Origin of the sequence: Pseudomonas sp. R76 (genome assembly GCF_009834565.1) — a bacterium.
Taxonomy (GTDB): domain Bacteria; phylum Pseudomonadota; class Gammaproteobacteria; order Pseudomonadales; family Pseudomonadaceae; genus Aquipseudomonas.
On sequence record NZ_CP019428.1, the window covers coordinates 5,619,600 to 5,646,396 of the forward strand.

At 60.4% G+C, this 26,797-nt stretch carries 24 protein-coding genes; 15 read left to right on the top strand and 9 right to left on the bottom strand.

Annotated features, from left to right (window positions below; genetic code table 11):
• Positions 1–122: 122 nt before the first annotated feature.
• Positions 123–356, bottom strand: coding sequence for a hypothetical protein (locus PspR76_RS25395; RefSeq protein ID WP_159959705.1), 234 nt, complete (start codon positions 354–356; stop codon positions 123–125).
• Positions 353–865 (bottom strand): type VI secretion system amidase effector protein Tae4, encoded by a 513-nt coding sequence (locus PspR76_RS25400; RefSeq protein WP_159959707.1) that lies wholly within the window; start codon positions 863–865, stop codon positions 353–355. Before PspR76_RS25400 ends, PspR76_RS25395 begins: the two co-directional genes overlap by 4 nt.
• A 245-nt stretch (positions 866–1,110) precedes the next feature.
• Here PspR76_RS25400 and PspR76_RS25405 point away from each other — a divergent pair, with 245 nt between their 5' ends.
• Genes PspR76_RS25405 through PspR76_RS25415 form a run of 3 tightly spaced genes read left to right on the top strand, consistent with a single transcriptional unit; the run spans position 1,111 to position 3,048 of the window.
• Complete coding sequence (locus tag PspR76_RS25405) at positions 1,111–2,274, top strand: S-type pyocin domain-containing protein (RefSeq protein WP_159959709.1); 1,164 nt, start codon at positions 1,111–1,113, stop codon at positions 2,272–2,274.
• A gap of 14 nt (positions 2,275–2,288) precedes the next feature.
• A complete protein-coding gene (locus PspR76_RS25410) occupies positions 2,289–2,573 on the top strand; it encodes a colicin E3-like toxin immunity protein (protein ID WP_159959711.1) in 285 nt (94 codons plus the stop codon).
• A gap of 4 nt (positions 2,574–2,577) precedes the next feature.
• A complete protein-coding gene (locus PspR76_RS25415) occupies positions 2,578–3,048 on the top strand; it encodes a hypothetical protein (protein WP_159959713.1) in 471 nt (156 codons plus the stop codon).
• Positions 3,049–3,051: 3 nt separating this feature from the next.
• Here PspR76_RS25415 and PspR76_RS25420 read toward each other — a convergent pair whose 3' ends face one another.
• The 3 genes from PspR76_RS25420 to PspR76_RS25430 form a co-directional block, all read right to left on the bottom strand.
• Complete coding sequence (locus tag PspR76_RS25420) at positions 3,052–3,618, bottom strand: hypothetical protein (RefSeq protein ID WP_159959715.1); 567 nt, start codon at positions 3,616–3,618, stop codon at positions 3,052–3,054.
• Positions 3,619–3,783: 165 nt separating this feature from the next.
• On the bottom strand, positions 3,784–5,136 hold the full coding sequence (locus PspR76_RS25425) for a sensor histidine kinase (RefSeq protein WP_159959717.1): 1,353 nt from the start codon (positions 5,134–5,136) through the stop codon (positions 3,784–3,786).
• Positions 5,133–5,795 (bottom strand): response regulator, encoded by a 663-nt coding sequence (locus tag PspR76_RS25430; RefSeq protein WP_159959719.1) that lies wholly within the window; start codon positions 5,793–5,795, stop codon positions 5,133–5,135. Before PspR76_RS25430 ends, PspR76_RS25425 begins: the two co-directional genes overlap by 4 nt.
• Before the next feature lie 147 nt (positions 5,796–5,942).
• On the opposite strand from PspR76_RS25430, the gene PspR76_RS25435 reads away from it, so the two are divergent.
• From PspR76_RS25435 to PspR76_RS25455, 5 genes are all read left to right on the top strand, one after another.
• Positions 5,943–6,209: a PepSY domain-containing protein gene (locus tag PspR76_RS25435; protein ID WP_159959721.1), complete on the top strand. Its 267-nt coding sequence runs from the start codon at positions 5,943–5,945 to the stop codon at positions 6,207–6,209.
• Positions 6,209–6,754 carry a cytochrome b/b6 domain-containing protein gene (locus tag PspR76_RS25440; RefSeq protein WP_159959723.1) on the top strand — a complete coding sequence of 182 codons (546 nt, stop codon included), beginning with the start codon at positions 6,209–6,211 and terminating at the stop codon, positions 6,752–6,754. The genes PspR76_RS25435 and PspR76_RS25440 overlap by 1 nt, the downstream gene beginning before the upstream one ends.
• A 23-nt stretch (positions 6,755–6,777) precedes the next feature.
• Entirely contained in the window at positions 6,778–8,046 is a 1,269-nt protein-coding gene (locus tag PspR76_RS25445; protein ID WP_159959725.1) for a sialidase family protein, read from the top strand.
• The gene (locus PspR76_RS25450) at positions 8,046–8,657 is read left to right on the top strand and encodes a hypothetical protein (RefSeq protein WP_159959727.1); all 612 of its coding nucleotides are present in this window, start codon (positions 8,046–8,048) and stop codon (positions 8,655–8,657) included. Before PspR76_RS25445 ends, PspR76_RS25450 begins: the two co-directional genes overlap by 1 nt.
• 1,286 nt (positions 8,658–9,943) lie before the next feature.
• Complete coding sequence (locus PspR76_RS25455) at positions 9,944–11,965, top strand: LTA synthase family protein (protein WP_159959730.1); 2,022 nt, start codon at positions 9,944–9,946, stop codon at positions 11,963–11,965.
• Here PspR76_RS25455 and PspR76_RS25460 read toward each other — a convergent pair whose 3' ends face one another.
• Positions 11,966–12,340 carry a c-type cytochrome gene (locus PspR76_RS25460; protein WP_159959732.1) on the bottom strand — a complete coding sequence of 125 codons (375 nt, stop codon included), beginning with the start codon at positions 12,338–12,340 and terminating at the stop codon, positions 11,966–11,968. It lies immediately after the preceding gene.
• 42 nt (positions 12,341–12,382) lie between these two features.
• The gene (locus PspR76_RS25465) at positions 12,383–12,925 is read right to left on the bottom strand and encodes a demethoxyubiquinone hydroxylase family protein (RefSeq protein WP_237235698.1); all 543 of its coding nucleotides are present in this window, start codon (positions 12,923–12,925) and stop codon (positions 12,383–12,385) included.
• A gap of 196 nt (positions 12,926–13,121) precedes the next feature.
• On the opposite strand from PspR76_RS25465, the gene PspR76_RS25470 reads away from it, so the two are divergent.
• The 5 genes from PspR76_RS25470 to PspR76_RS25490 all read left to right on the top strand — a co-directional run bounded on the left by PspR76_RS25470 (position 13,122) and on the right by PspR76_RS25490 (position 20,040).
• The gene (locus PspR76_RS25470) at positions 13,122–13,502 is read left to right on the top strand and encodes a response regulator (RefSeq protein WP_159959734.1); all 381 of its coding nucleotides are present in this window, start codon (positions 13,122–13,124) and stop codon (positions 13,500–13,502) included.
• A 195-nt stretch (positions 13,503–13,697) separates the two neighbouring features.
• On the top strand, positions 13,698–14,312 hold the full coding sequence (locus tag PspR76_RS25475) for a biliverdin-producing heme oxygenase (protein ID WP_159959736.1): 615 nt from the start codon (positions 13,698–13,700) through the stop codon (positions 14,310–14,312).
• Complete coding sequence (locus PspR76_RS25480; RefSeq protein ID WP_159959738.1) at positions 14,309–16,537, top strand: ATP-binding protein; 2,229 nt, start codon at positions 14,309–14,311, stop codon at positions 16,535–16,537. Before PspR76_RS25475 ends, PspR76_RS25480 begins: the two co-directional genes overlap by 4 nt.
• Positions 16,538–16,951: 414 nt before the next feature.
• Entirely contained in the window at positions 16,952–18,850 is a 1,899-nt protein-coding gene (locus PspR76_RS25485; protein WP_159959740.1) for an alkaline phosphatase D family protein, read from the top strand.
• 176 nt (positions 18,851–19,026) lie between these two features.
• On the top strand, positions 19,027–20,040 hold the full coding sequence (locus tag PspR76_RS25490) for a sensor domain-containing diguanylate cyclase (RefSeq protein ID WP_159959742.1): 1,014 nt from the start codon (positions 19,027–19,029) through the stop codon (positions 20,038–20,040).
• A gap of 1,195 nt (positions 20,041–21,235) precedes the next feature.
• On the opposite strand, the gene PspR76_RS25495 is transcribed toward PspR76_RS25490, so the two are convergent.
• A complete protein-coding gene (locus PspR76_RS25495; RefSeq protein WP_159959744.1) occupies positions 21,236–22,264 on the bottom strand; it encodes an amino acid ABC transporter substrate-binding protein in 1,029 nt (342 codons plus the stop codon).
• Between the two features lie 144 nt (positions 22,265–22,408).
• Here PspR76_RS25495 and PspR76_RS25500 point away from each other — a divergent pair, with 144 nt between their 5' ends.
• Complete coding sequence (locus tag PspR76_RS25500; RefSeq protein ID WP_159959746.1) at positions 22,409–23,302, top strand: LysR substrate-binding domain-containing protein; 894 nt, start codon at positions 22,409–22,411, stop codon at positions 23,300–23,302.
• Between the two features lie 89 nt (positions 23,303–23,391).
• Positions 23,392–24,642: a 2-aminoadipate transaminase gene (locus PspR76_RS25505; protein WP_159959748.1), complete on the top strand. Its 1,251-nt coding sequence runs from the start codon at positions 23,392–23,394 to the stop codon at positions 24,640–24,642.
• Here PspR76_RS25505 and PspR76_RS25510 read toward each other — a convergent pair.
• Complete coding sequence (locus PspR76_RS25510) at positions 24,636–26,651, bottom strand: c-type cytochrome (protein WP_159959750.1); 2,016 nt, start codon at positions 26,649–26,651, stop codon at positions 24,636–24,638. The genes PspR76_RS25505 and PspR76_RS25510 overlap by 7 nt on opposite strands.
• Between the last annotated feature and the right edge of the window lie 146 nt (positions 26,652–26,797).

A 26,797-nucleotide genomic window follows, 5' to 3' on the forward strand; every position in this document is an offset into this window, starting at 1 on the left:
ACTTCACATCCACCAAAAAATATATCATCTTCTCCTTTTTAACAATGCAGTTCAAACGAGCAAATCGAACTCGCCGCTGCCAATCAAGTTTAAAAGCTCAATCTCCTGCTAACCGACCTTAATCAACCCCGCCGCCTCCGCAAATACCTCCAATACCAAACCAGCCCACCCACCGCCGAAACCAAAACCACCACTCCATTCCCCACCAACCAAATCCCAAAATTCCGACTCTGCTCCGCGTCCCCCTCATAAAACGGCCCGAAATAAACCGAGGCCACCACAAAAACCCCGTTAAACACCCCAACCGCCACCGCCACCACCAAAACCACAAACACCACGCCCTTCAAAACCTTCATAAAACCTTCCAAAACCAAATCTCCCTGGACTCGTGATAATCCGAGAACGTGCCTTCAATCGAGACCCCCAACTGAATACGCGGGTAACTCAGCCAATCCGTCAACCGCCGCCCATTCCACAGATCGATGTGGTCACCACTGCGATTACCAAACGTTTCGCTTCCCCGGCGCCAAAAGTCTTTGAAGAAAATGATGCCTTGCTGTCCTGCCAACACATCCTCGAAGTCTTCGGGCTTTACCTTCTGCACACGCTGTAAACCAGGGACGTTCGCGCGGCTTAGAGCCTTGGCCATTTCCTCTGCCGCCAGTATGTGACCTTCGCTCTTGGGGTGCTGCCAACAATAGCGCACGCCACTTAATTTGCTCAGGTCGGCGCCGGATCTGCGAAGGGCCACACCCAGGTTGATCGCGCATTGGTCGCTGAAGTTCTTGGCGCCATTGGTTCGGCAGGGCGCAGCGTCTCCGAAGATTTCAGGATGATTTTTCCATAGCGTGTTGAACGTGAGCATTCGGCGTATCCATCGCGTATTTGGCTCGCGACCGTAGCAAACGCTTTGCTGCTGGAGAGGGCTCCGTAAGAGATTCAGAACGGTCCTACCTGCTTGTAGGTTCCGATATGAACGACTCCAACTACCCACGTCGACGTCGTTAGAAGACAGTTGACTCTTCCCACACACACCATCGAACAAAGCCGACATCAACCTCTGAGTCCCCCTCGTACGCTCACTCCCTCGCACAAGGAAGTGAGCCCGTCATGCCAGAACGCTCGTACCCCATCACCGAAGAAGACCAACTCAAACGGCGAATCCTGACTCCGCAGCCGAAACCGGAGCCCTATTCGCCGCCGATAGACTTATTCGACCCAATACCCGCCCCAGCGCCTACGCCCGCAACGCTTCCCGGCTGCACCTTCACCAAACCTTGCCAACTCCCCGACGGCATCATTCGCTACAACAACCCCACCGGTTACGTACCGCTGGAGCTGATCAAGGGCTACGGCCATTTCAGCCTGTTGGGTGGCCGTGAGGTGGACAGCCGAGGCGCGGTTGCCCTGCGCAAGATCAGCGGCAGCGCACTGCCCGCTGGCTTGGGGCAGTTGGCGTTGCGTTCGGCGGTAGTGGAGTCTGCAGCTGCCGCCGCTGGCTCTGTAGCCGGTGGCCTGTTGGCGGGGTTGGTGGCGTTGGCTTGGCCGTCTGAGTTGGGCGACAGCGCGCTTTACAGCGAGGAGCAATTGCGTTCGCTGCAACGGGCGCGGTCGCAGATGCGTTTGCATGTGGAGCAGCGTGAGGACGGCACGCTGAAGGGGTATGGGTTTTACACAGGCAACCATGTCGATTGGCAGATGATTGATGTGGTGCAGTTCCAAAGCCGTGGCGATCAGTTTGTGGCGGATTTGGGAGAGGGCGTGGAGCTGATCTGGACGCCTGCGGTTGATCCGGGCGACACGCTGGGTATTCCGGCGTTGGAGGCTGCGCCGCAAGCGCCGGTGATTTGGATTTACCCGCCGACGGAGAAGGCAGCTCAGATTCTGGTGAACCCGGTTTATCCGCCGGAGTATCGGGATTTTATTCTGGTGTTCCCGGTGGAGTCGGGTGTTCGGCCGCTGTATGTGGTGGTCAATGAGCCTCGGAAGGGGCTGAGAAATCCTGATTACGACTACTTTCCAGCCCCCAGCACCGAGGACATCACTGGCTTCCCAGGTTTGGTAGAACTAAAGAAAAAGACCCGAAAACGGAACGGCGGCGGCCTTCGTGAACGCTGGAAAGACGCCAAAGGAAGGAAGCTTTTCGAGTGGGACTCAGAAAAAGGTGAGCTTGAAGTCTATCGTTACAGCGATATCAGCCACCTCGGCTCATTTGATCCCTATACAGGTGCGCAACGGGGTCCGGCAAAAGACGAACGGCGCATAAAAAAATAAATGGAGATTTGATCATGGTGATGAAGGTACGGCTGGAATGGTTCGACAAACAAACCGAAACCTTGGAGGCTGATGAATACTCGACCAATGTTGAGGAAGACAGCGTTCTCAAGGCACTCGATTTACACAATGAACCTCAAATTTTTGCTGGGGGATTCAACGTAATGCCGAGTTGGATCGCGATTCTCCAGCCACACTTCCAGCATGAGATAGAACCCAGCCTTTTCGACTACCAAATTTCCTTCCGCTACCAAGGCGCTTGGCCGCCACCTCCAAAGCAGCCCAAGAAGGCGTTCTAATGCAATGAAAAAGCCCCTCCTCTACCGCTCAGTCAACACCCGAACCCATGGCGTGCGCCACGGCAGCTGTCGCGCTTACCGCCATGAACGACACACCAAAAGTGCAAAGCGCTCACTGTCCACTCGCGGCTCAATGCACAGCCATCAACGACACGGTTTTGACTACACACCGCTATTCCGCTTTCTCCTGTCCAAAGTCGGTCAGCCGTGGGACAAGGTTTTCAGCGAAGCCAACGCCCGGCTGGATCGGCCGGAGCCGGTGTTCTGGATGGTCGCGTTACATGAAGTCGACAAGGACGAGTATGTGGCAATCGGTGAATCTACCTACTACAGCGGTTTGTTCGTCGACGCCGCAGGCCTGCTTCAAAAGGTCAACCCGCAGTTAACGCCCGAACAGATGACGCCATTTTGCAGCTGCTGCACCCACACCTTCAACGGTGTGGTATTCCCGCAGGCTCCACCACATAAAAGCTAAACCTCACCCCGCCTTCCCCTCACTCCCCGCCCCCTCAACCACCACCCGATTCGCCGGATCCGTCACATCAAATACCTGCTGCACACACCTATCCCCTTTGAACTGAAACTCCACCAGATACACCTTCGCCCGCTCCGGCACGAAGTTGCTGAACACCGGCCCGCAAACGGAGTAAATACCCGGTCGCGAGGCTCTGGCGGTGCTGGATACGGTCAATTTCTTGCCTGGATCGGCCTGAATTTCCAACTGTGGAAAACGCTTGAACCCAGCACTGGCGACCGTCTGGTTGAGTTTGGCGATCCAGTTGAAAACCCGGCCTTCGCCGGTGTCCATCACGGTGCCGAGGGTTTCCATGCGTTGGTCGGCGTCGCCTTCGCGGCGCACCGCGAATTCCACGGGGGCGGTGCCGCCGTAGGCTTTCATCACGACTTTGGCGTGGTCTGCATCCACGGCCACGGTTTTTTGGCGCAGTTGGATGCCGTCCTTGAGCAAGGTGGGCGATGAGTCGCGCTGGTTGGATTGGCAGGCGCACAGGGCCAAGGCGAGAGAAAGCAGCGCGATTCGCTTCACGGGGGATGTCCTTATCGAGGGTGGGCTTGATGGCTGGAGCGGAGTTTAAACGAATGTTGTGTAACGGAGCAGCGATGCGGGCGCTTGGGTTGGGCAGGTGTACCGAGGTGATACCATCGTCGCCTCGCTGGGGCTCGACAACTCCCACAGTTGAGCCGGGGCGCTTCAGGTTTGGTTGAATACCAGCCGTGCGCACAAGCCGCCTCGCTCCAGGTTGTGCAGCGTCAACCGGCAGCCGATCTTGCCCACGATCATCTCCACAATCGCCAACCCCAACCCCGCGCCATTGGCGTTATCGCGGCTGTAAAACCGCTCGAACAAACGGCCCAGCTCCGCCTCATCAATCCCCGGGCCTTGGTCTTCCACGCTCAAGTAATCAGCACCGATGACCACCCGTACTTCAGTGCCGGCCGGGGAAAAGTTGAGCGCATTGGTCACCAGGTTCTGCAACGCAATCGCCAGGGCTACCGGCTCGCTTTTCACCCAACATTGCTCTTGGCCTTCCAGCACCAGCTCCACGCCCTTTTCCATCGCCAGCGGTGTCAGCTCAGCGAGTTCTTCGCGCACCAACTCCGTCAATTGCACAGGCTTGCACACGGGGTTGTTCAGTTGCGGCTCGATGCGCGCCATGGTCAGCAACTGGCTGCCAATGCGCGTTGCGCGGTCCACGCCATTCACCAGAAAATCCAAGGCTTCGCGCCGTTGCTCTTCGGTCGCGGCGCTTTGGGCGTTTTGCGCGTGAATGCGCAGGATCGCCAGCGGCGTGCGCAGTTCGTGAGCGGCGTCAGCGATGAAGCGCCGCTCCCGCTCGAGCAAATCATCCATCTGCACCAACAGCCGGTTCAGCGCGGTTTGCATGGGTTCCAAGTCACTCGGCAGCGGCTTGAGGTGCAGTGGTTGCAAGGTGTCGGTGTTGCGCCCACGAATCGACAGCACCATGGCGCGCAGCGGTTTGAGGCCCCAGCCGATGGTCAGCCAGATCAGCACGGCCAGCAGCGGCACGCCGATCAGGGTGGGCCAGAGGGTGTGGCGCACGATGCGTTCGATCAGGTCCTGGCGAATGTCATCACGCTCGCCCACCCAAATCAGCAAACCCTGTTGCGGGTCGGCGAGGAGGAAGGCGCACCAGTCGTTGCCGTTGTCGATGATGTCGTGGGCGCCAAGGGTGGTCGGCGGTGCCGTCAGTACGGGCGCTTCGGCGGAGCGCACCAACAACTCGCCGTCGCTGCGCCATACCTGGAAGGTCAGGCGGGTTTCATACGGGTGGGCGACGCCGTCTTCACCGACGCGGCTCATGGCGTGGTCGAAGGCTTGATACAGGCGGTCCCAATCCGCTTCGCCGGGGTCGCGCTGGCGCAGTACGCCTTGCAGCAGGCGCGCACTTTGGGCGAGTTGGGCATCGTAGACTTCTTCGATCTCGTGGTGGCTGTCACGCAGTACGAGCCAGCTGATCAGCGCGTCGCCGAGCAAAATCAACACCAGCACCGGGATGAGGATGCGTGCGCGCACCGAGCTCATGGTTTAAGCGCCAGCACGTAGCCGACGCCGCGCACGGTGCGGATCAGCTCGGTGGATAACTTTTTGCGCAGGTTATGGATCAGCACTTCCAAGGTGTTGCTCTCGACTCGATCCTGCCAGCCATACAGCGCGCGGGCCAGGCGTTCGCGGGTCACGACTTTGCCGGGGCGCACCATCAGTTGGTGCAGCAGTTGGTATTCCATCGGCGTGACGATGATGTCTTCATCCTGGTAGCGCACTTGCTGGGTGGCCGGGTCGAGGCTGACGCCGGCGTGTTCCAGCATCGGTTGCGCGCGGCCCTGGCTGCGGCGCAGCAAGGCGCGCACGCGGGCTTTGAGTTCTTCGACGTCGAAGGGTTTGATCAGGTAGTCGTCGGCGCCAGCATCCAGGCCGGCGATGCGCTCGGCGGTGCCATCGCGGGCAATGAGGATCAGCACCGGCAGGTCGTGCTGCCCGGCGCGCAGTTGCTGCAGCAGGTCGAGGCTGTCGAGGCGTGGCAGGCCGAGGTCGAGCAGCAGCAAATCGAAGTTTTCAGTGCGCAGGGCGTGCAAGGCGCTGAGGCCATCGTGCAGCCAATCCAGCGTGTAGCCTTCGGCGCCCAATGCCACGCGAATGCCCTGGCCGAGGGCACGATCATCTTCGACGAGGAGTAGGCGCATAGCAGAATCTCTGTGGGAAACGGCGGCATCATGCCGGGTTCCAGTGTGGGCTATTCCAGTAAAGATGTTACGGCGCGTTGCCAACTAAGGTTGCGCTAAGGTTGGTTTTGCACTGTGAAATCTCCCACATCTGCTGAGAGCTTTTCCATGCGCAAAATTCTCCTGCTGTCTTTGATTATCGCCAGCCCCATGGCCCTCGCCGGCCCGCAGTGCACCACCGCCGAGCGCTCGCAGTGGCAAGACGAAAAAGCCTTCCAGGACAAGCTCAAGGCCGAAGGGTATGAGATCAGCAAGTTCAAGGTCACCGACGGCAACTGCTACGAAATCTATGGCTTCGACAAGGACAAGCGCAAGGTCGAGATCTACCACGACCCGGTGACCGGCAAAGCCGTGAAGACTGAGATCAAGGGCTGATGCCAGGCGAAAACCTGCGCCTGTGGGACCCGTTGGTCAGGCTGTTTCATCTGTCGATCGCCGGAGTCTTTATCGCCAACTACTTCTTCAACGAAGCAGGCGACGACTGGCATGTGTGGCTGGGCTATTACGCCATGGCCTGGCTGCTGGTGCGAGCGGTGTGGGGTTTTGTCGGACCGCGCAGCGCGCGTTGGTCGGATTTCTGGCCGACGCCTGCGCGTCTCGGCGCGCATGTGCGTACGGTATTCAGCGGGCGAGCGCTGCATCGCCTTGGCCATTCGCCCATCGGCGCGTTGGTGATGCTGTTGATGTTGTCGGCGCTGCTGACCCTCGGCATCAGCGGCTTCCTGATGCAGGAAGTCGACGCGCTATGGGGTGCCGACTGGCCGCTGCAAGTCCACGAAACCGCCGCCAATGTGCTGCTGGGTCTGGTCTGTGTGCATGTGCTGGCCGCCGTGTTTGAAAGTATCCAGGTCAAGGACAACCTGCCGTTATCCATGCTCACCGGTCGCAGGAAGCGCCTGCCGGATGAGCGTGCGCAGTAATCCTTTTCTCTGACAGGTTCTCTATGCGCTCCGCCCTACTGATCTGCAGCCTGCTCGGGGTATTCATCGCCGCCTGGCTGAGCCATCCGCCCCATGTGCTGGCGCCGTTTGCCCAAGCGAGCCCGCCACCCTCGAAGGTCGCGACGGCGCCGCAATACACCAGCCGCTTCGTGTCCTCGCAACTGACTGACTTTGTGCACTCATCTTCCGTCACCGCGCTACCCGGTGGCGACTTGATGGCCGTGTGGTTTGCGGGCAGCCGCGAAGGCGCTGCGGACGTGCAGGTGCGCACCGCGCGCTTTGATGCACGCAGTGGTGAATGGGGCGCCGAACACGTGCTGGCCACGCGGGAAAGCACCCGCGACGGCACCCAGCGTTACATTCGCAAACTCGGTAACCCGGTGATTGCGCTGGGGCCGGACAAGCGACTGTGGATGTTTTATGTGTCGGTGTCGGTCGGCGGTTGGGCCACCAGTGCGATCAACGTGATGGTCTCCGATGACCTCGGCGTGAACTGGTCGGCGCCTCGGCAATTGGTCACCTCGCCGTTCTTCAACATCAGCACTTTGGTGCGTGCCGCGCCGGTGTTTCATGCCGATGGCTCCATCGGCCTGCCGGTGTACCACGAGTTCATGGGCAAGTTTGCCGAGTACCTGTACTTGAGCGCGGACGGCGCGGTAATCGACAAATTCCGCATCAGCCGTGGCAAGCATTCGCTGCAACCGACCATCGTGCCGCAGGACGGCCAGCGCGCCGTGGCGATGTTGCGCTACGCCGGCGAAACCCATCACCGCGTGCTCGCCAGCCGCACCGAAGATGCCGGGCGAACCTGGAGCGAGCCGTACCCGTTGGAGCCGGCCAACCCCAATTCATCATTGGCGGCAGTGGCCACCGAGGACGACGGTTTGTTGGTCGCCCTCAACGACCTGCAGGACGGGCGCTTCAAGCTCAGCCTCTACGGCACCAACGCGCAGTTCAGCCAATGGCGCACGGTGATCGAGCTGGACCAATCGCCCGACCCGCTCGGCCAGCCCTTCTCCCACGAGGCCTACAAAGAAATCATCGGCGAAGGCTTCCGCGCTTCCAGCGGCGCCAAACGCCTGCCGCTGGAACAACGCTTCTTGAGCAACCTGGACTACCGCGTGTGCAAACCACGTGGTTGCGATTTTGAGTACGAGTACCCGTATTTCAGCCGCAGCCCGGACGGCACGTACCACTTGGTGTACTCGTGGAATAACACGTTTATCAAACATGTCAGCTTCAACGAAGCCTGGCTGGCGGAGCATCTGTGATGGTTTCTGTGTGGCAGGCCCATTTGAGTTTTGTGCTGCTGGGGTTTGTACTCTTGAGCATGTTTCGGTTTACCGCGCCGTGGCGCCCGTGGTTGCTGCCGCTGTTGGTGGTGCTGAGTTTTATCCCGGTGAATGAACTGTCCCTGGCGGCGTATGTGCGCAGCTTTACCGATGACCTGGCAATCAGCACATTGGTGTTGTTGGCGTGTGTAAGCCTGTGTCGATTGGGGGTGGTGCAGCCGCTTGGTCGTCAACAGCAGGTGCAAGTGCTGGTGCTGTTTGGCGTGCTGAGCCTGTTGTTGTACCCGGCCACGATGGGCCTGACGTATTACGACCCCTACCGCTGGGGCTTTAACCCTCGGCCGATGATTGTGCTGGTGGGCGCGGCGGCCTTGTTGATGCTGTGGCTGCGTAATGCGCTGGCAGTTTGGATGCTGGCGCTGGGCACCTTGGCGTTCGCGCTGCGGCTGAAGGCTTCGGAAAACTATTGGGATTACTTGGTGGATCCGCTTTTAACGGGCTACTGCGTCATCGCTGGATTAATGCAATTCAACCTGTGGGAGCGGGCTTGCTCGCGAATGCGGCGGGTCAGGCGGCATATATGTGACTGAACCAGCGCTTTCGCGAGCAAGCCCGCTCCCACATTGGCTTTGTGATGTTTGAGAGATCGAGTCGAGATCAAGGATGGCGCGATCAGACACGCTCGCCACTGGATAAACGCAACTCAAACTGTGGGAGCGGGCTTGCTCGCGAATGCGGTGGGTCAGGCAGCACATGTGGCACTGAACCAGCGCTTTCGCGGGCAAGCCCGCTCCCACATTGGCTTGGTGGTGTTTGTGAGATTGAGTAGAGGTCAATGATGGCGAGGCGATCCGCTGGCCACTGGATGAATGCAACTCAAACTGTGGGAGCGGGCTTGCTCGCGAATGCGGTGGGTCAGGCAGCACATGTGGCACTGAACCAGCGCTTTCGCGGGCAAGCCCGCTCCCACATTGGCTTGGTGGTGCTTGTGAGATTGAGTAGAGGTCAATGATGGCGAGGCGATCCGCTCGCCACTGGATAAATGCAACTCAAACTGTGGGAGCGGGCTTGCCCGCGAATGCGCTGGGTCAGGCAGCACATGTGGCACTGAACCAGCGCTATCGCGGGCAAGCCCGCTCCCACATTGGCTTGGTGGTGTTTGTGAGATTGAGTAGAGGTCAATGTTGGCGGGGCGATCCGCTGGCCACTGGATGAATGCAACTCAAACTGTGGGAGCGGGCTTGCCCGCGAATGCGCTGGGTCAGGCAGCACATCTGGCACTGAACCAGCGCTTTCGCGGGCAAGCCCGCTCCCACATTGGCTTGGTGGTGTTTGTGAGATTGAGTAGAGATCAATGATGGCGAGGCGATCCGCTGGGCACTGGATGAACGCAACTCAAACTGTGGGAGCGGGCTTGCTCGCGAATGCGCTGGGTCAGGCAGCACATCTGGCACTGAACCAGCGCTTTCGCGGGCAAGCCCGCTCCCACATTGGCCTTGTGGTGTTTGTGAGATTGAGTAGAGGTCAATGTTGGCGAGGCGACCCGCTGGCGACTGGATGAATGCAACTCAAACTGTGGGAGCGGGCTTGCTCGCGAAAGCGCTGGGTCAGGCAACACATGTGGCACTGAACCAGCGCTTTCGCGGGCAAGCCCGCTCCCACATTGGCCTTGTGGTGTTTGTGAGATTGAGTAGAGGTCAATGTTGGCGGGGCGATCCGCTGGCCACTGGATGAATGCAACTCAAACTGTGGGAGCGGGCTTGCTCGCGAATGCGCTGGGTCAGGCAGCACATCTGGCACTGAACCAACGCTTTCGCGGGCAAGCCCGCTCCCACATTGGCTTGGTGGTGTTTGTGAGATTGAGTAGAGGTCAATGATGGGTGTGTTGCAATCACGCCGCCTGCGCTACGGCGTGGGCGCGATTGGGTTGGTGTTTGGGTTGCTGGCCGCGCTGCGGCTGGTGTTTTTAATCAGCTTTTCCGGTCTGGATTTGAACACGCCGGCGCTGCTGGAAACCCTGGGCATCGGCTTGCGTTTCGACTTGCGCCTGGCGGTGTTGATCCTGCTGCCATTGGCGCTGCTGGCCTGGTTCCCAAGCTGGAACCTCACCACCCTGCCCGCCCTGCGCTGGCTGGCGCGTGGCTATCTGGTGGTGGCACTGGCCGTGGTCGGCCTGGTGTACATCATCGACTTCGGCCACTACGCCTACCTCGGTGTGCGCATCAACGCGACGGTATTGCGCTACCTGCAAGACGCGCAGATTTCTCAGCAGATGGTGTGGGAAACCTACCCGGTGCTGTGGATAACCGCCTGTTGGCTGGCAGCCGTGGCCCTGTGGGTATGGGCATTGGTGTGCCTGGAGCGATTGACCCTGGACCGCGAAGCCAAACCCATCGGCAAATGGGCGGTGGCTTCTGTAGCCGTGGTCGGCGTTGTCGCCGTACTGCTGGCGTTGCTCGGCCGCGTGGCCAACCTCAACCTGGAAAACCCGGTGCCGCTGCGCTGGAGCGATGCGTTCTTTTCCGGCAACAGCCAGGTCGCCGCCGTGGGCCTGAACCCGGTGCTGTTTTTGTACGACACGCTCAAGGTCGGCCAATCGCAATTCGATGAAGGCAAGGTGCGCGAGCATTACTCGCAAGTTGCCGAGTATTTGGGCGTTGACCAACCCGATCCCAAGCGACTGAACTTCACCCGCGAGCAAGGCGTGCAGCCCTATCGCCTGCAAGGCGAGCGCCCGCCGAACGTGGTCTTCGTGATGCTCGAATCCCTCGGCACCAGCGCCGTCGGTGCCTACGGCAACCCGCTGAACCCCACGCCGAACCTGGATAAACTGGCGACGCAAAGCTGGTTCTTCAAACACTTCTACGTGCCCGTCACCGGCACGGCCAAAACCGTGTGGGCGAGCATCACCGGCGTGCCCGATGTCACCCGCCAGGAGACCGCCACACGCAACCCGCTGATCACCCGGCAACACACGCTGATCAATGCCTTCGAGGGCTACCAGAAGTTCTACATGATCAACGGCAATGCCGGCTGGGCGAACATCAATGCGCTGATCCGCCAGAGCATCGACGGCGTGCAGCTGTTTGACGAAAGCCACTGGCGCTCGCCACGGGTGGATGTGTGGGGCATCTCCGACCTGGACCTGTTCAAGGAAGGCGACCAGTTGCTGCGCGCGGTGCCCAAGGACCAACCGTTCTTCGCCTACGTGCAAACTTCCGGCAACCACCGCCCGTTTACCATCCCCAAGCACAACGACGGGTTTGAATTAAGCAACGTAACCCTGGAACAAGCCCAGGCCGCCGGTTCGCGCAGTGTCGAGCAATACAACGCCGTGCGCCTGCTGGACTTCAACATTGGCCGCCTGATGGACATCGCCAAGGCCGGTGGCTGGTACGACAACACCATTTTCGTGTTCTTCGGCGACCACAACACGCGGATCAGCCAGATCCCGCACATGGCGCCGGCCTTCGAGCAGCTGGGCCTGGAAAGCAATAATGTGCCGATGCTGATCCACGCGCCGGGCCTGCAACCGCGGGTGATCGAAGAAGCGGTGGGCCTGGCGGATTTGCTACCGACCGTGGCGGGCATGGCGGGTGTACCGTTTCGCAATGGCGCGATGGGCCGCGACATCCAGCAGCCGGCGCCGGAAGGTGAACGTGTGGTGCCGCTGGTGCTGCACGAGGGCACGTTCCCGATTATCGGCGGCGTGACCAAGGACTTCCTGCTGCAGATGCAACACGACGGCAGCTCGCCGACCCTGCATGACCTGGCCTCGCCAACGCCGCGCGACGATGTGGCCGAGCAGCACCCCGAAGAGTTTCAACGCCTGCAGGGGCTGACGCGCGGGTTGCATGAGAGTGCGCGGTTGATGCTGTTTAAAAACGTGCGCGAGTGATCATTTGGGCTGGAAGGTTTCGAGGTACGCCAGGATGTTTTCAATTTTTTCCTGATCACTGATGCCCCAGAAGATCATGCGCGTGCCGCTGACCACTTTCTTCGGCGCCTCTATATAGGCGGCGAGTTTGTCGCGGGTCCAGACCACGCCGGAGTTTTTCATCGCGTCGGAGTACTGGTAATCCGTGGTGGTGCCGGCGGGGCGGCCGATGATGCCGTTAAGCTGTGGGCCGAAGCCGCCGCGCGCGCCTTCGCCGATGCTGTGGCAACCGCCGCAGGTCTTGCTGAAGAGCTTGCCGCCCGCCTCGGCATCGCCCGCCGCAAAGGCCGGTGCGGTGTTGAGGATCAGGGCGAGGGTCAGTAAGGCGTACTTCATGGCGGGCTCCACGGCAGGTGTTGCGGCGATTATGCCTGTTTGTCAGGAGCGCATGCCCATCCAGATCACCGTTTCGGTCCACGCCGTGACCACCGGCGTGAGCGCCCTGAACCACGGGTCACGCACATCAATCTGCGCGGCCGAGTGGTCATGGTGGTGCTGCTCCTCTTCGACGATGGAAGCAATCGCCGCCACCGCCAACGGGTCGATGTCGTGCAAGGTGTGAAGTTGATGGGCCAGGTGCTTGAGTACCACGCTTTCAACCGCCACCGTGGTGGCGACAATAGCCTTGCGCCCGCAAAGCCCGGTGAGCAACCCCAGCACCAGCCCGCCCAGCCCGCAGAGCCAATAACTGCGGCAACGGCGATAACCACGGCGCTGCAACTCGGCCTGGAACACCGCACGATGGCGGCGTTCGTGGGACAAGAACTCCTTCAGTTCGGCGACCATGCTCGGGGCAAACAACCGCGCCATGAACAGCTGGCCGCTGTAAATACAGATCGCGCCATGCTCGCCGGCGTGGTCGACTTTGATCATGCGGTTGCCCAGGTTTGGGTCGAGCAGCAGCGCGGAAGGAGTGTGCATGATTGACGGCCTTGTTCGATGGCCAATAGGGATCAGGCCAGTCCTGTGCAGGTAAGCGCGGTATCGTGCAAGATGCCTTGCGGATGCGCAACCTAGACCCTCCAAATGACCATCCATCGCCTCATACGCATCCAATCGAACCTAATCACACCCTCCCCACTCCACCTTACTGAACCCTGATGGTGGAGTAAGGATCATGGCTCAGCCATCGATTTTAGTGCTGGAAGACGACGAGATTATTCGCTCGTTAATGGTGGATGTGCTGGAGGATTTCGGGGCGCAAGTGACGTCATTTCCTTCGGCGGATGAAGGGATGATTTACCTGGAACGCGGCGATGACCCTGTGGATTTGATTGTCAGCGATATCCAGATGCCAGGTTTGCTCAACGGCTACGACCTGAGCAAGGTGGTGGCGCATCGCTGGCCGTCGGTGCCGGTGGTGCTGACTTCCGGCAATACCAAGTTGGCAGCACAGCTGGGCGGTTCGGTGCGGTTTTTGCCCAAACCGTGGAGTGCCGAACATTTGGTCCAGTGCGTGCAAACGGCGCTGAGCCAGCGGGGCTCTTCGCTGCATTGATAGCGCCGCAATATCACTTAAAGCGAACTTGAGGCGCTGCCCCGTGGTCATTAATCACGCAAGGAGCGACTTTTCTGATCCGTCGGTCAGCCTTTTCGCCTTGTGCGTACAGTTGACGGCAATGAGTTGTGTAGAATCGTCGCCCATTTACGCGCGTCATTCATGGCCGAAAGGCCCACAGTTCGAGCTCATTGAATGCAGTCACAGGCCCCTGACCTTGGTGCGCCCTCATTACTGGAAGCGTTACGCGACGGCACCGGGCTACTGCATGTAGCGCTGGAAAAACGCCTGCCGTTTTTCGCGCAAGACCTGGATGCCGATTGGTATCGGCGCTTGCTCCAGGCGTACTACGGCTTTTATGCGCCCATCGAAGCGGCACTGCACGACAGCGGCTTGATCGCCGACGGATACAACGCCGTATTGCGGGTGAAAACGCCCACGCTGCTGAGCGACCTGCACGCCCTCGGCCTGAAGGACCTTGCGATCAGTGCCCTGCCCCGCTGCACCGAACTGCCCATTTTTGACACCCCCGCCGCCTGCCTCGGCGCCCTGTACGTGCTCGAAGGCGCCACCTTGGGCGGTCAAGTGCTGCGCCGGGAAATGGCCCAACGGCTGGGCATCGACGCGAGCAACGGCGGTGCGTTTCTCAATGTATACGGCGCCGAGACCGGTCGGCGCTGGAAAGACTTTCTCGACTACCTGGGCCGCCAGCCACTCGATGCGCACGCCAAACAGCGTGCCGTGGCGGCGGCCTGTTCGACATTCAGTGGCTTTGAGCAATGGCTCGCCAGCCAGGAGGTACTGCTATGAAACCCGACGATTTTGAAGAGCTGCTTGCCAACTGTGCCGACGAACCCATTCGCTTTCCGGGGGCAATCCAGCCCCACGGTGTGTTGCTGACGCTGTCGGAACCCGACCTGCACATCATCCAGGTCAGCGCCAACGTGGGCACTTTATTCGGCCACGCGCCCCAGACACTGCTGGGCCAGCCGCTGCACACGTTGATTGGCGCAGAACACGCCCAAGCCGTGCGAGCCATGGCTGAACAGAACACGTTTTTTGATGCGCCGCCGCTGCACGTCAGCCTCAACGGCGCCGAGTTTGAAGGCTTGTTGCATCGCCATCAAAACGTGCTGGTACTGGAATTCGAGCCGCGCCTCGAGGATTTCAAGCCGCGCGCCCTTAATGGCCGCACCAGTGACCTGGGCAAAATGCTGCAACGCCTGCAGTCGGCGAAAACCCTGCAGGCGCTGTACGAAATCAGTGTGAATGAAATCCAGGCCATGACCGGTTACGACCGGGTGCTGATCTATCGCTTTGAAGACGAAGGCCATGGCCAGGTGATCGCCGAAGCGTCGGCGCCGTCCATGGAGCTGTTCAACGGGCTGTTCTTCCCCGCGTCCGACATCCCCGAGCAGGCCCGCGAGCTGTACCGCACCAACTGGCTGCGCATCATCCCGAATGCCGCCTACGAGCCGGTGCCACTGTTGCCCAAACTGCGCCCGGACACCGGCCAGCCGCTGGACTTGAGCTTTGCCACGCTGCGCAGCGTGTCGCCGATTCACTGCCAGTACATGCAGAACATGGGCGTGTTGTCGTCCATGAGCATCTCGTTGATGGCGGGCGACAAGCTCTGGGGCCTGATCAGTTGCGGTAACCGCGAGCCGCTGCTGGTGCCTAACGACCTGCGTGTCGCCTGCCAAACCATCGGCCAGGTGTTGTCATTGCAGATCAGCGCCATGGAAGCGTTGGACCTCAGCCGTCAGCGCGAAGAAAAAGTCGAGGCCCTGGCCCTGCTTGATCGCGCGATGAAAGCCTCTGAACAAAACGTGTTCGACGGCCTGGCCCAACAGCCGCAAGTGCTGATGGACCTGACCCTGTCGGGCGGCGTGGCGATCATTGAAGACAAACAGCTGCACCGTTACGGCAACTGCCCGCACCCGGAGCAGATTCGTGCGCTGCACAAGTGGCTGCAAGCCAGCGGCGAACCGGTGTTTTCCAGCCACAACCTGGCGGCGGTGTACCCGCCCGCCGCCGAGTTCCAGCAAGTCGCCAGTGGCGTGTTGGCCATGAGCCTGCCTAAGCCGGTGGATAACGGTGTGCTGTGGTTTCGCCCAGAAGTGAAAGAGAACATCAACTGGAGCGGTGACCCGAACAAACCCCTGAACCTGGAAACCTCCGACGCCGGTTTACGCCTGCGCCCGCGCACCTCGTTTGAAATCTGGAAAGTGGAAATGGCCGGTATCTCCACCAAGTGGAGCCATGGCGATTTGTTTGCCGCCAACGACCTGCGCCGCTCCGCCCTCGAAAACGACCTGGCCCGCCAGGTGTTGCGCGAGCAGCAAGCCGTGCGTGCGCGGGATGAGCTGGTGGCGGTGGTGTCCCACGATTTGCGCAACCCGATGACGGTTATCTCGATGCTCTGCGGCATGATGCAAAAGGCTTTCAGCTCGGATGGCCCACACACCTCACGGCGGATTTCCTCGGCCATCGACACCATGCAGCAAGCCGCCGGGCGCATGAACGTGCTGCTGGAAGACTTGCTCGACACCTCGAAAATCGAGGCCGGGCGTTATGTGGTCAAACCGGTTGCGCTGGACGTCAGCCAGATGTTCGAGGAGGCCTATTCCCTGCTCGCGCCACTGGCGATGGAGAAAGGCATCGACCTGTCGTTCAACACCGAGCCCGGCCTGCAGATTCACGCCGACCCGGAGCGCCTGTTCCAGGTGTTGTCGAACCTGATCGGCAACGCCATCAAGTTCACCCCGCGCCAGGGCAACATCGGCATCAGCGCCATGAGCAATGGCGAAGAAATCGTGTTCTCGGTGCGCGATTCCGGCGAGGGTATTGCGCCTGAACAGTTGCCGCATGTGTTTGACCGCTACTGGACGCAGACCGAGAACAACCCCACTGGCAGCGGGTTGGGTTTGTACATCACGCAAGGGATCGTGCAGGCCCACGGCGGGCGGATAGAAGCTGAAAGTGAAGTGGGCCGAGGCAGTGAGTTCAGGTTTACGGTGCCAAAGCCTGCCTGAGACACGCCCTGATCCTACAATCCAAACATGCGGATACCTATGGCCGGGAACGTAAACCCGGCCAATGCCACTGAAGCGATGCGTAATCAAAGGGAATATTGATGCGAGAACACTCCTTCAATTGAGCAAGAGGTTTTCCCATGATCATAGGTAGCACATTCCACACCCATACCATCAACCAAGCCATACAGCCCGTCGAGCCGCCCGCCAAGCCTCAGGAAAAACCTGCGAATAACGTCAGCGACCCACTGCAGCAAAACGCCCAATCTCAGTCGAAAAAAAGCTCGTCCCTGGATTCCCTCGGGCAAGGCCGGCTGACTTAACGCCGCAAGCGCCGGCGGATGGCCTGTTAACAAAACACTGACATCCGCTGCGCTACGCTTTCAGTTCTATCTTCTGTGAGCTGCTTGCTTCATGCCGCAACCCAACACACTGCCCGCTGTCATTACCGGCCCACTGCTACGTCGCCTGGAACCCCGGCGCCTGGTGATCTGGCTGGTGGGCAGCCGTGTCCTGGCATTGTCCTTGAAGCTGATTATTCCCCAGGGCGAAACGCGCACGATTGATCTGGACACAACGCATTGCCAGGTCGTGCCCGTTGGGCGCCATGCGTTCATCCACCTGATCGATATACAACTGGACGATGCCCTGCCGTTGGACGTGGCGATCGGCTATGACCTGCTGATCGACAACATCGGCATTGCCGAGTGGGCGCCGCACCTGCTGTATGCCGAAAACCAGCCACCCAATTTCGTGCTGCACAGCCGCATCCGCCAGTTGGTGCACGGCTCCTGCCGCAAGCCCCATCACCGCGCCGACGAAGGTCTGCTGTGCGTCGACCGCCTGCTGGCCGAGGCCCACACGCCAACCGAACGCCCAGCCTTGCTGATGATGAGTGGCGACCAGATCTACGCCGACGATGTTGCCGGGCCGATGCTGCGGGCGATTCATGCGCTGATCGCCCGATTGGGCCTGTTTGACGAATACCTCGAAGGCGCGGTGGTGGATGACAGCGCCAGCCTCTACGGGCACCGCGCCAGCTATTACCATCGCGCCGACCTGCTACCGGCACTGGAGAGTAACGAGACGCTGCGCGAGCGGTTTTTTGGTGGCGTGAAAAAGCCGATTTTCACCAGCAGCACCGCCGACAATCATTTGGTGACCTTTGCCGAAGTGATCGCGATGTACATGCTGGCGTGGTCGCCGACGCCCTGGACGCTGATCGCACCGCAAGTGCCGCAACTGAACACTGAGGAACACCAGCGCTATGCCCGCGAGCAGGTGCACATCGATAAATTCCGTGACGGCCTGCCAGGCGTTGCGCGGGTTTTCGCCCACCTTTCGACGCTGATGATCTTCGACGATCACGACATCACCGATGACTGGAACCTCAGCGCCCAATGGGAAGAAACCGCCTACGGCCATCCGTTTTCCAAGCGCATCATCGGTAATGCGCTGCTCGCGTACATGCTGTGCCAGGGTTGGGGTAATCAACCGGATGTGTTTGGCGAGTTGCTGAGCCAAACCCAGGCCCTGACCGCCCACGTGCAAGACGACCATCTGCAGGCGGGTGCGCACGATGACCTGCTGGAAACGCTGTTGAAGTTCCAGCGTTGGCATTACGTACTGCCCACCACGCCCGCCCTGGTGGTGCTCGACACCCGCACCCGGCGCTGGCGCAGTGAGTTCGCGCTCAAGCAACCCTCCGGCCTGCTGGACTGGGAAGCCTTGAGCGAGCTGCAACAGGAACTGCTCGACCACCCTTCGGCGATCATCGTTTCGCCCGCTCCGATCTTTGGCGTCAAGCTGATCGAGACCGTGCAGAAGGTGTTCAGCTGGTGTGGCTACCCACTGCTGGTAGACGCCGAAAACTGGATGGCCCATCGCGGCGCCGCCCAGGTCATCCTCAACATCTTCCGCCACTCGCGCACGCCGGGTAACTACGTGATCCTTTCGGGCGATGTGCATTACTCGTTCGTCTACGAAGTGCTGATCCGCCACCGCAACGGTGGCCCCAGAATCTGGCAGATCACCAGCAGCGGCATCAAGAACGAATTTCCACCGCGCTTGCTGGAATGGTTCGACCGCCTTAATCGCTGGCTCTACTCGCCGCGCTCCCCGCTTAACGGCTTCACTCGCCGCCGCAGCATGCAAGTGGTGCCGCATATTCCGCAGCATGCCGAGGCGGGTGAACGGCTGTGGAATTCAGCGGGCATCGGCCAGGTATTTTTCAATCAGCAGGGCCAGCCGGAGGCGATTTACCAGCACAACGCAGATGGGAAGCCTCGCACGCGGATGGTGGCGCCGGAGTAAATCAGCGCTCACCCTCAATTTTTCGCCCGGAATAGTGGCTCATAGCCACCCAACTAAAGCCGCACAGCCGCCCTATTCAAACCGCGCAAGCCCCGATGTACAGTAGCGCCAGCCACGGAGTATTGGCGTCAACGAAGACTGGCTTTACAAGCCAGCGCACGCAGGGAAGCGCAAAGATGGACGATCACTCCGGCAATCAACCGCTACGCAATGACTTTTCCGAGCTCAACGCCGACATGTTGCATGCCGTCATGGAGCTGGTCAGTGACGGTATCTGGGATTGGAATGCCAACACCGGTTTTGTCTACCGCAACCCCGGCTGGTACGAAATGCTCGGCTACCCGCGCCACTCCCTGGAGAACAGCGTGTTCACCTGGGAGAACGTGATTCACCCCGAGGATTACCCCCGCGTGATGGTCGTGTTTGATAACTACATCAGCCAACGCGCGCCCCATTACCAAGCCGAATATCGCTGCCAAAAAGCAGACGGCACCTACTTGTGGATCGAAGACCGGGGCTACGTGATTGCCCGTAACCCGGATGGATCGGTGGCGCGCATGGTCGGCGCGCACCGCGATATTCATAGCCGCAAGAATTCCATCGAACAGCTGCAAAAGCGCAACCAATCCCTGGAAGCGCTGGTGGCCGAGCGCACCCGTGAATTGTCACGGGTCAATCAGCAACTGCAATTGCAACTCAATGAAAACCGCCTGCTGGCCGAACAGGACGCCCTGACGCGCATCGCCAACCGTTACCGTCTGGAAAAAGTGCTGCTGGAAGAATGCGAGCGTGCTGAGCGTTTCCGCTTGCCGTTGGCCCTGATGGCCATGGACATCGATGACTTCAAGCCGATCAATGACCAGCATGGCCATGGCATCGGCGACAGGACCCTGGTACAGGTAGTGCAAGGCCTGGAAGATTGCGTGCGCCCCGGTGATTTACTGGCACGCTGGGGCGGTGATGAGTTTATGGTGATCCTGCCCAAAAGCACCTTGGACACAGCCAGGCAAATGGCCGAAAGGGTTCGGCTGAAAATCACTGAGATTCCCGCCGTGGGCGATTTCAAAGTGACCCTGAGCCTGGGTGTGGTGGAGCGTCGTATGGGCGAAGCCCCAGCCGCCCTGATGGCCCGCGCCGATCAAGCGCTGTACCGGTCCAAGGCAGCGGGGAAAGATGCCGTGTCGGATTAACCACATTCCCATAGCTGCCACATTTTTGATCTTCACTGCCCCCTGAATCATCGGCGTGTTTCCCACTGATCAGGCGGCTAACCGCGAGTTAATCAACACAGGTAATCCTCTGTGGGAGCTGTCGAGCCTTGGCGAGGCTGCGAAAGCGGTGGGTCAGGCGACCACTCTCCCAACAGTGCCGCCGCCTTCGCAGCCTCGCCAAGGCTCGACAGCTCCCACAGTTGGTCTTCATTGCCCCTGAATCATCGGCGTGTTTCCCAATTATCAGGCGGCCAACCGCGATTGAATCAACACAGGTAATCCCCTTGTGGGAGCTGTCGAGCCTTGGCGAGGCTGCGAAAGCGGTGGGTCAGGCAACCACTCTCCCAACAGTGCCGCCGCCTTCGCAGCCTCGCTGAAGCTCGACAGCTCCCACATTTGATCTTCACTACCCCCTGAATCATCGGCGTGTTTCCCAATGATCAAGCGGCTAACCGCGATTCAATCAACACAGGTAATTCCCTGTGGGAGCTGTCGAGCCTTGGCGAGGCTGCGAAAGCGGTGGGTCAGGCGACCACTCCCCCAACAGTGCCGCCGCCTTCGCAGCCTCGCTAAGGCTCGACAGCTCCCACAGTTGATCTTCATTGCCCCCTGAATCATCGGCGTGTTTCCCAATGATCAAGCGGCTAACCGCGATTCAATCAGCACAGGTAATCCCTGTGGGAGCTGTCGAGCCTTGGCGAGGTTGCGAAAGCGGTGGGTCAGGCGACCACTCTCCCAACAGTGCCGCCGCCTTCGCAGCCTCGCCAAGGCTCGACAGCTCCCACAGTTGGTCTTCATTGCCCCTGAATCATCGGCGTGTTTCCCAATGATCAGGCGGCTAACCGCGAGTTAATCAACACAGGTAATCCCCTGTGGGAGCTGTCGAGCCTTGGCGAGGCTGCGAAAGCGGTGGGTCAGGCGACCACTCTCCCAACAATGCCGCCGCCTTCGCAGCCTCGCTAAAGCTCGACAGCTCCCACATTTGATCTTCACTGCCCCCTGAATCATCGGCGTGCTTCCCAATGATCAGGCGGCTAACCGCGATTTAATCAACACAGGTAATCCCCTGTGGGAGCTGTCGAGCTTTAGCGAGGCTGCGAAGGGATCACCGCGCAGCACCTGCCAGACCGCAGCGCCTGCATCGCAGCCTCGCTGAGGCTCGACAGCTCCCACATCAACGCACCGGCGGCGCGTACTGGATGCCGCCGTTGCTCCACAACGCATTGAGCCCGCGCTTGATCTTCAGCACGCTGCCCTGGCCGATATTGCGCTCGAACACTTCGTCGTAGTTGCCCACCTGCTTGACGATTTGCACCACCCAATCCTTGCGCAGCTTCAGGTCTTTGCCGTAATCGCCATCGGCACCCAGCAGTCGTGCCACGTCGGGGTTCTTCGTGGACTTGGCCTGCTCTTCGACGTTCTGCGAGGTGATGCCCATTTCCTCGGCATTGAGCATGGCGAACAAGGTCCACTTGACGATGCTGAACCACTCATCGTCGCCCTTGCGCACCAGCGGCCCCAGCGGTTCTTTGGAGATCACTTCCGGCAGTACCACGAACTCGTCCGGGTGGGCCATCTTGATACGCTGGGCGTACAGGCCGGATTGGTCGGTGGTGAGCACGTCGCAGCGCCCGGCTTCGAGGCCCTTGGCGCTTTCATCGGCGGTGTCGAAGGTGATCGGCGTGTACTTCATGCCGTGGGTGCGAAAGTAATCGGAAACGTTGAGTTCGGTGGTGGTGCCAGCCTGGATGCAAATGGTCGCGCCATCGAGTTGCTTGGCGGCGGTCACGCCCAGTTTGTTATTCACCAGAAAGCCGATGCCGTCGTAATAGGTCACGCCGGTGAACACCAGGCCCATGCCCGAGTCACGGGAACTGGTCCAGGTGGTGTTGCGCGAGATCAGGTCGATTTCGCCGGATTGCAGCGCGGTGAAACGCTCCTTGGCGGTCAACTGGCTGAACTTCACTTTTGACGCGTCGCCGAATACCGCCGCCGCAACGGCGTGGCACACGTCCACGTCAATGCCGGTCATCTTGCCCTGGCTGTCCGGTACACCAAAGCCTGGCAAACCATCGCTGACGCCGCACTGGATAAAGCCTTTTTTCTGGATCGCGTCCAAGGTCACGCCCGCCTGGGCACTGCCCGCCAGGCCCAGTGCCGCAGCGGCAGTGAGGGCGGCCAAAGTGGTCTTGAGGTTGTTCATGCGAGGCACTCCCTGTCGAACTTTATTATTCGGCGCCGCACAGCCCGCGCCGGTTTATAGTGGTGCCGCGCAGTATCGACGGCTTTACACCCCTGCCACAAACGACCTTTAGGCAAAGGCTCCTTCCGATTTGGAATGAACTGCATGATCTCAAAACGCTTGACCCCTTCGATGACTGCCCTGCAGTGCTTCGAAGCCGCCGCCCGCCACCTGAGTTTCACCCGCGCCGCCGAAGAGCTGCACTTGACCCAGAGTGCGGTGAGCAAGCAGGTGGCGCAGCTCGAAGAAATGCTGTGCCACAACCTGTTCGAACGGGTGCGCCAGCGCTTGTACCTGTCGCCGGCGGGCTCGCTGTACCTGGCCGAAGTGCACAAGATCCTCACCCAGGTCGACATCTCCAGCCGCTACATCCTCACCTATGGCGGCGAGACCGAAGTGTTGCGCATCGCCACCCAGCCGACATTCGGCGACCGCTGGCTGGTGCCCAAGCTCAAGGATTTTGCAGCCAGGCATCCGAACATCCACCTGGATGTGCGCAACGAACTCGAACCCTTCGACGTGTTGCAGGCCAAGGCCGATATCGCGTTTTTCTTCGGCCAGGGCTCGTGGCCGGGGGCGACGTGCATTGAGCTGTTTCGCGAAGCCGTGGTGCCGGTCTGTGCACCAGGCTTTGTCGCCGAAGGCAGCGATGCTTCGTCGCGCCACACCTTGCTGCAATGCACCTCGCGCCCGGAAGCCTGGCACGAATGGTTCCTGGAACAAGGCCTGCATTCGCAGAACAGCTACCACGGGCCGCGTTTCGACACGTTCTACATGTGCATTCGCGCGGCGCAATCGGGCTATGGCGTCGCGTTGGTGCCGCAGTATCTGGTGGCCGAAGAACTGGCCAACGCCAGCTTGATGATTCCGTGGGATTACACAATGCCCAGCGCCGGCGCGCATTTTATCGCCCACGCCGAACATGCCGGCGAGGTCCCTAAAGTCAAAGCCTTCCTGAACTGGATGGTGGACTACGTAAAAGCACATCCCGACTTTTAATAATGACCCGGCGACTTTATTTCGTTTGCGGCAAGGCCGGGCGCGCGGCTTAGATAAAAACACGCCCGTCATTGCCGAGTCCGAGATTCATGAGCCGCGAAACCATCAGCCAGTCGATTTCCATCGTTCACCCCATCAGCCTCAGCCACGGCAAAAACGCCGAGGTCTGGGACACCACGGGCAAGCGCTACATCGATTTTGTCGGCGGCATCGGCGTGCTCAACCTCGGCCATTGCCACCCTGGCGTGGTCGAGGCGATTCAAACACAGGCAACCAAACTGACCCACTACGCGTTCAACGCCGTCCCGCACACACCCTACCTCGAACTGATGGATCGTCTTACTGCGTTTATCCCGGTGGACTACCCGGTGAGCGGCATGCTCACCAACAGCGGCGCGGAGGCGGCGGAAAACGCCTTGAAGATCGTGCGCGGCGCCACTGGCCGCACGGCGGTGATCGCCTTTGACGGCGCCTTCCACGGCCGCACCCTGGCCACGCTCAACCTCAATGGCAAGGTGGCGCCCTACAAGCAAAAGATCGGCGTACTGCCCGGCCCGGTGTATCACTTGCCTTATCCCAGCGCGGACAACGGCGTGACCTGCGCCGAAGCACTCAAGGCCATGGACCGCCTGTTCAGCGTGGAAATCGACGTTGAGGATGTGGCCTGTTTCATCATCGAGCCGGTGCAGGGCGAAGGCGGTTTCCTCGCCCTGGACGTTGAATTCGCCCAAGCCCTGCGACGCTTCTGTGATGAGAAAAACATCCTGCTGATTGCTGACGAAATCCAATCCGGCTTCGGGCGTACCGGTCAGCGCTTCGCCTTTTCGCGCCTGGGCATCGAGCCGGACTTGATCCTGCTCGGCAAAAGCATCGCCGGTGGCGTGCCGCTGGGCGCGGTGGTGGGGCGCAAAACCTTGCTCGACAACCTGCCCAAAGGCGGCCTGGGCGGCACGTATTCCGGCAACCCCATCGCCTGCGCAGCCGCATTGGCCACGTTGGATGCGATGACCGATGAACACTTGAAAACCTGGGGCTCACACCAGGCAGAAGCCATCGTCAGCCGTTATGAAACATGGCGTACGCAAGGTTTGCCATTTGTGGGCCGCCTGACCGGCGTCGGCGCCATGCGCGGTATAGAGCTGGCCAGCGCCGATGGCACGCCCGCGTCCAAGCAACTGACCCAACTGCTGAGCCTGGCGCGGGACGCCGGCTTGCTGCTGATGCCCAGCGGCAAGTCGCGGCACATTATTCGGCTGCTGGCACCGCTGACCATCGAGCCTGCGGTGCTGGAGGAAGGCCTGGATATTCTCGAGGCCTGCCTCAAACAGCTGACTCAGTAGCGTGCGTCGGCGGGCTTGCCGCCGTTAGGCCAGTCTTTGACCTTGTCGGGGAAATCCGGACGCGGTTGACCGGAGAAGTACGCCGCCACGTCCACCGTTTCCTGGTCCGACAACCCGCCCTGCCCCAACGGGAATTTCTCGTGAAAGCCGATCGGCATATTGCGTTTGACGAACGCCGCCGCCGTGTAGGGCCGCGCCATGCCGGCGCCGATGTTGAACGACTGCTCGCCCCACAACGGCGGGTACACCAGCTCGCCATCGGCCCCCGCCAGGCCTTGGCCGTTGTCGCCATGGCACACCGCGCATTGCTTGGCGTACACCTGTTTGCCGTTCTCAAGGTCCGGTTTGATCGACGGGTCGATTTTGCCCACGCCACGCCCGGCGACTTTGTCTTCGGGGCGTGTGTTGTTTTTCATCCAGTCGAAGTAGGCGACCATCGCCTGCATATCCGCCGATTGCGGCGGCAGGGGCTTGCCATTCATCGAACGGCGGAAGCAGCCGTTGATGCGTTCTTCCAACGTAACCACCTTGCCCGCGCGTGGCGCGTAGCTGGGGAAGAACGCCGACACGCCCACAAACGGCGAGCCGTCCGCCACGGTGCCGGCGTTGAGATGGCAACTGGTGCAATTGAGCGCGTTGCCGACGTTGTTCGGCAGCAGCGCTTTGGTTTGCAGGTGCAGGCGCATGCCGCGAATCACTTGGTCGGCATTCGGCGCGGCGAGTAAATCGGCCAGGCGTGGGGTTTCGAAAGCCGACGAATCAGTGGTGGCGGGGTTGAGTTGGTCACGCAGTTTTTTCACTTGGGCGGCGCTGATCGGCGTGCCCTCGTTGCCCCAGCGGGTGCGCACGAAGCTCAGGATCTCGGCGATTTCCGGGTCCGCCAAGCGGCTGAAACCCGGCATGGTGTAGACCCGTGGGTGGGTGGCGGTTTGCGCGGTTTCCCAGCCGGTCAGGGTGATGTGCAGCAGCGAGGTCGGGTTGTTGGCCGCGATGCTTGGGTTGCCGGCCAGCGGCGGGAACACGCCTTTCACGCCGCCGCCGTCGCTGCGGTGGCAGTCGCTGCAAAACTGCATGTAACCCAGGCCGCCACGGCTGGTGAACAGGTCCGCCGGTGGCGCTGCGGGGCCGTGGGCGACCGACGGCATTGGCAGATCATCTTTGCCCGGCGGCAGGGATTTGAGGTAGCTGGCAATGGCCGTAAGGTCTTCGTCGCTGAAATGCTGAGTGCTGTGGTGAATCACGTCAGCCATATTGCCGGCCACCGTGGCAAAACGGTTCTGCCCGGTCTTGAGCAGTTGCACGGTGTCTTCCACCGTCCACAGGTTGCGCAGGCTCATGGCGCGCCAGTGTTCAACGGTTTCGCCGGCCAGGTAATGCTGGCCGCTGCGGCCGTCATCACTCATGGCTTTTTCCTGGAAGGCAATGCCGCGTGGCGTGTGACAGGAGCCGCAATGGCCCAGGCCCTGGACCAGGTAGGCGCCACGGTTGAGCACCTCGTTACGGTTCGGGTCCGGCTGGAACGGCTGCTTGTCGAGAAAAGCAAAATTCCACAGCGCCAGGCCCCAGCGTTGGTTGAACGGGAAGCCCATGTCCGCTTCGAGGTTGGCCTGCTGCACGGGTTCGACGCCTTGCATCAGGTAGGCGTAGAGGGCGCGCATGTCCTGCTCGCTCATTTTGGCGTAGGACGGGTACGGCATCGCCGGGTAAAGATTCATGCCTGTCGGCGTTACGCCTTCGCGCATCACTTTGTCGAACTGCTCGAAGGTGTAGGCGCCGATACCGGTCTCACGGTCGGGGGTGATGTTGCTCGAATAGATCGTGCCCATCGGCGTGCTCAGCTCCAGCCCACCGGCCATCACCTTGCCTTGCTTGGCCGTGTGGCAGGCGATGCAGTCGCCCAGTTGCGCAACGTATTTACCGTGTTCGATTTCGGTGGGAGCGGCGTGCAGAGGTAGCGCCAGACACAGCGTCGCCCCCAGCAAGGCCAGGCGTGGCAGGGAGAAGGCCATGGCATTAATCCTTTAATAACCTGGCGTGGAGTGGTCCCCTCGGCGCAGGTAGGTCATCGTTTTTATGGGTTTATCAGGCCTGCGTGTTGTAACGGGTTTTGCGGCGTGGGGTGTTGATGTGGGTCAGGGGCGAATTGATGGACATA

What these genes read in the sequence shown, in the direction of transcription:
- PspR76_RS25490 (WP_159959742.1), top strand. Translation starts at nt 19,027, where the DNA reads ATGGACGATCACTCCGGCAATCAACCGCTACGCAATGACTTTTCCGAG.
- PspR76_RS25445 (WP_159959725.1), top strand. Translation starts at nt 6,778, where the DNA reads ATGCGCTCCGCCCTACTGATCTGCAGCCTGCTCGGGGTATTCATCGCC.
- PspR76_RS25430 (WP_159959719.1), bottom strand. Translation starts at nt 5,795, where the DNA reads ATGCGCCTACTCCTCGTCGAAGATGATCGTGCCCTCGGCCAGGGCATT.
- PspR76_RS25465 (WP_237235698.1), bottom strand. Translation starts at nt 12,925, where the DNA reads ATGCACACTCCTTCCGCGCTGCTGCTCGACCCAAACCTGGGCAACCGC.
- PspR76_RS25460 (WP_159959732.1), bottom strand. Translation starts at nt 12,340, where the DNA reads ATGAAGTACGCCTTACTGACCCTCGCCCTGATCCTCAACACCGCACCG.
- PspR76_RS25500 (WP_159959746.1), top strand. Translation starts at nt 22,409, where the DNA reads ATGATCTCAAAACGCTTGACCCCTTCGATGACTGCCCTGCAGTGCTTC.
- PspR76_RS25400 (WP_159959707.1), bottom strand. Translation starts at nt 865, where the DNA reads ATGCTCACGTTCAACACGCTATGGAAAAATCATCCTGAAATCTTCGGA.
- PspR76_RS25450 (WP_159959727.1), top strand. Translation starts at nt 8,046, where the DNA reads ATGGTTTCTGTGTGGCAGGCCCATTTGAGTTTTGTGCTGCTGGGGTTT.
- PspR76_RS25440 (WP_159959723.1), top strand. Translation starts at nt 6,209, where the DNA reads ATGCCAGGCGAAAACCTGCGCCTGTGGGACCCGTTGGTCAGGCTGTTT.
- PspR76_RS25410 (WP_159959711.1), top strand. Translation starts at nt 2,289, where the DNA reads ATGGTGATGAAGGTACGGCTGGAATGGTTCGACAAACAAACCGAAACC.
- PspR76_RS25485 (WP_159959740.1), top strand. Translation starts at nt 16,952, where the DNA reads ATGCCGCAACCCAACACACTGCCCGCTGTCATTACCGGCCCACTGCTA.
- PspR76_RS25510 (WP_159959750.1), bottom strand. Translation starts at nt 26,651, where the DNA reads ATGGCCTTCTCCCTGCCACGCCTGGCCTTGCTGGGGGCGACGCTGTGT.
- PspR76_RS25470 (WP_159959734.1), top strand. Translation starts at nt 13,122, where the DNA reads ATGGCTCAGCCATCGATTTTAGTGCTGGAAGACGACGAGATTATTCGC.
- PspR76_RS25405 (WP_159959709.1), top strand. Translation starts at nt 1,111, where the DNA reads ATGCCAGAACGCTCGTACCCCATCACCGAAGAAGACCAACTCAAACGG.
- PspR76_RS25415 (WP_159959713.1), top strand. Translation starts at nt 2,578, where the DNA reads ATGAAAAAGCCCCTCCTCTACCGCTCAGTCAACACCCGAACCCATGGC.
- PspR76_RS25495 (WP_159959744.1), bottom strand. Translation starts at nt 22,264, where the DNA reads ATGAACAACCTCAAGACCACTTTGGCCGCCCTCACTGCCGCTGCGGCA.
- PspR76_RS25455 (WP_159959730.1), top strand. Translation starts at nt 9,944, where the DNA reads ATGGGTGTGTTGCAATCACGCCGCCTGCGCTACGGCGTGGGCGCGATT.
- PspR76_RS25425 (WP_159959717.1), bottom strand. Translation starts at nt 5,136, where the DNA reads ATGAGCTCGGTGCGCGCACGCATCCTCATCCCGGTGCTGGTGTTGATT.
- PspR76_RS25475 (WP_159959736.1), top strand. Translation starts at nt 13,698, where the DNA reads ATGCAGTCACAGGCCCCTGACCTTGGTGCGCCCTCATTACTGGAAGCG.
- PspR76_RS25395 (WP_159959705.1), bottom strand. Translation starts at nt 356, where the DNA reads ATGAAGGTTTTGAAGGGCGTGGTGTTTGTGGTTTTGGTGGTGGCGGTG.
- PspR76_RS25505 (WP_159959748.1), top strand. Translation starts at nt 23,392, where the DNA reads ATGAGCCGCGAAACCATCAGCCAGTCGATTTCCATCGTTCACCCCATC.
- PspR76_RS25480 (WP_159959738.1), top strand. Translation starts at nt 14,309, where the DNA reads ATGAAACCCGACGATTTTGAAGAGCTGCTTGCCAACTGTGCCGACGAA.
- PspR76_RS25435 (WP_159959721.1), top strand. Translation starts at nt 5,943, where the DNA reads ATGCGCAAAATTCTCCTGCTGTCTTTGATTATCGCCAGCCCCATGGCC.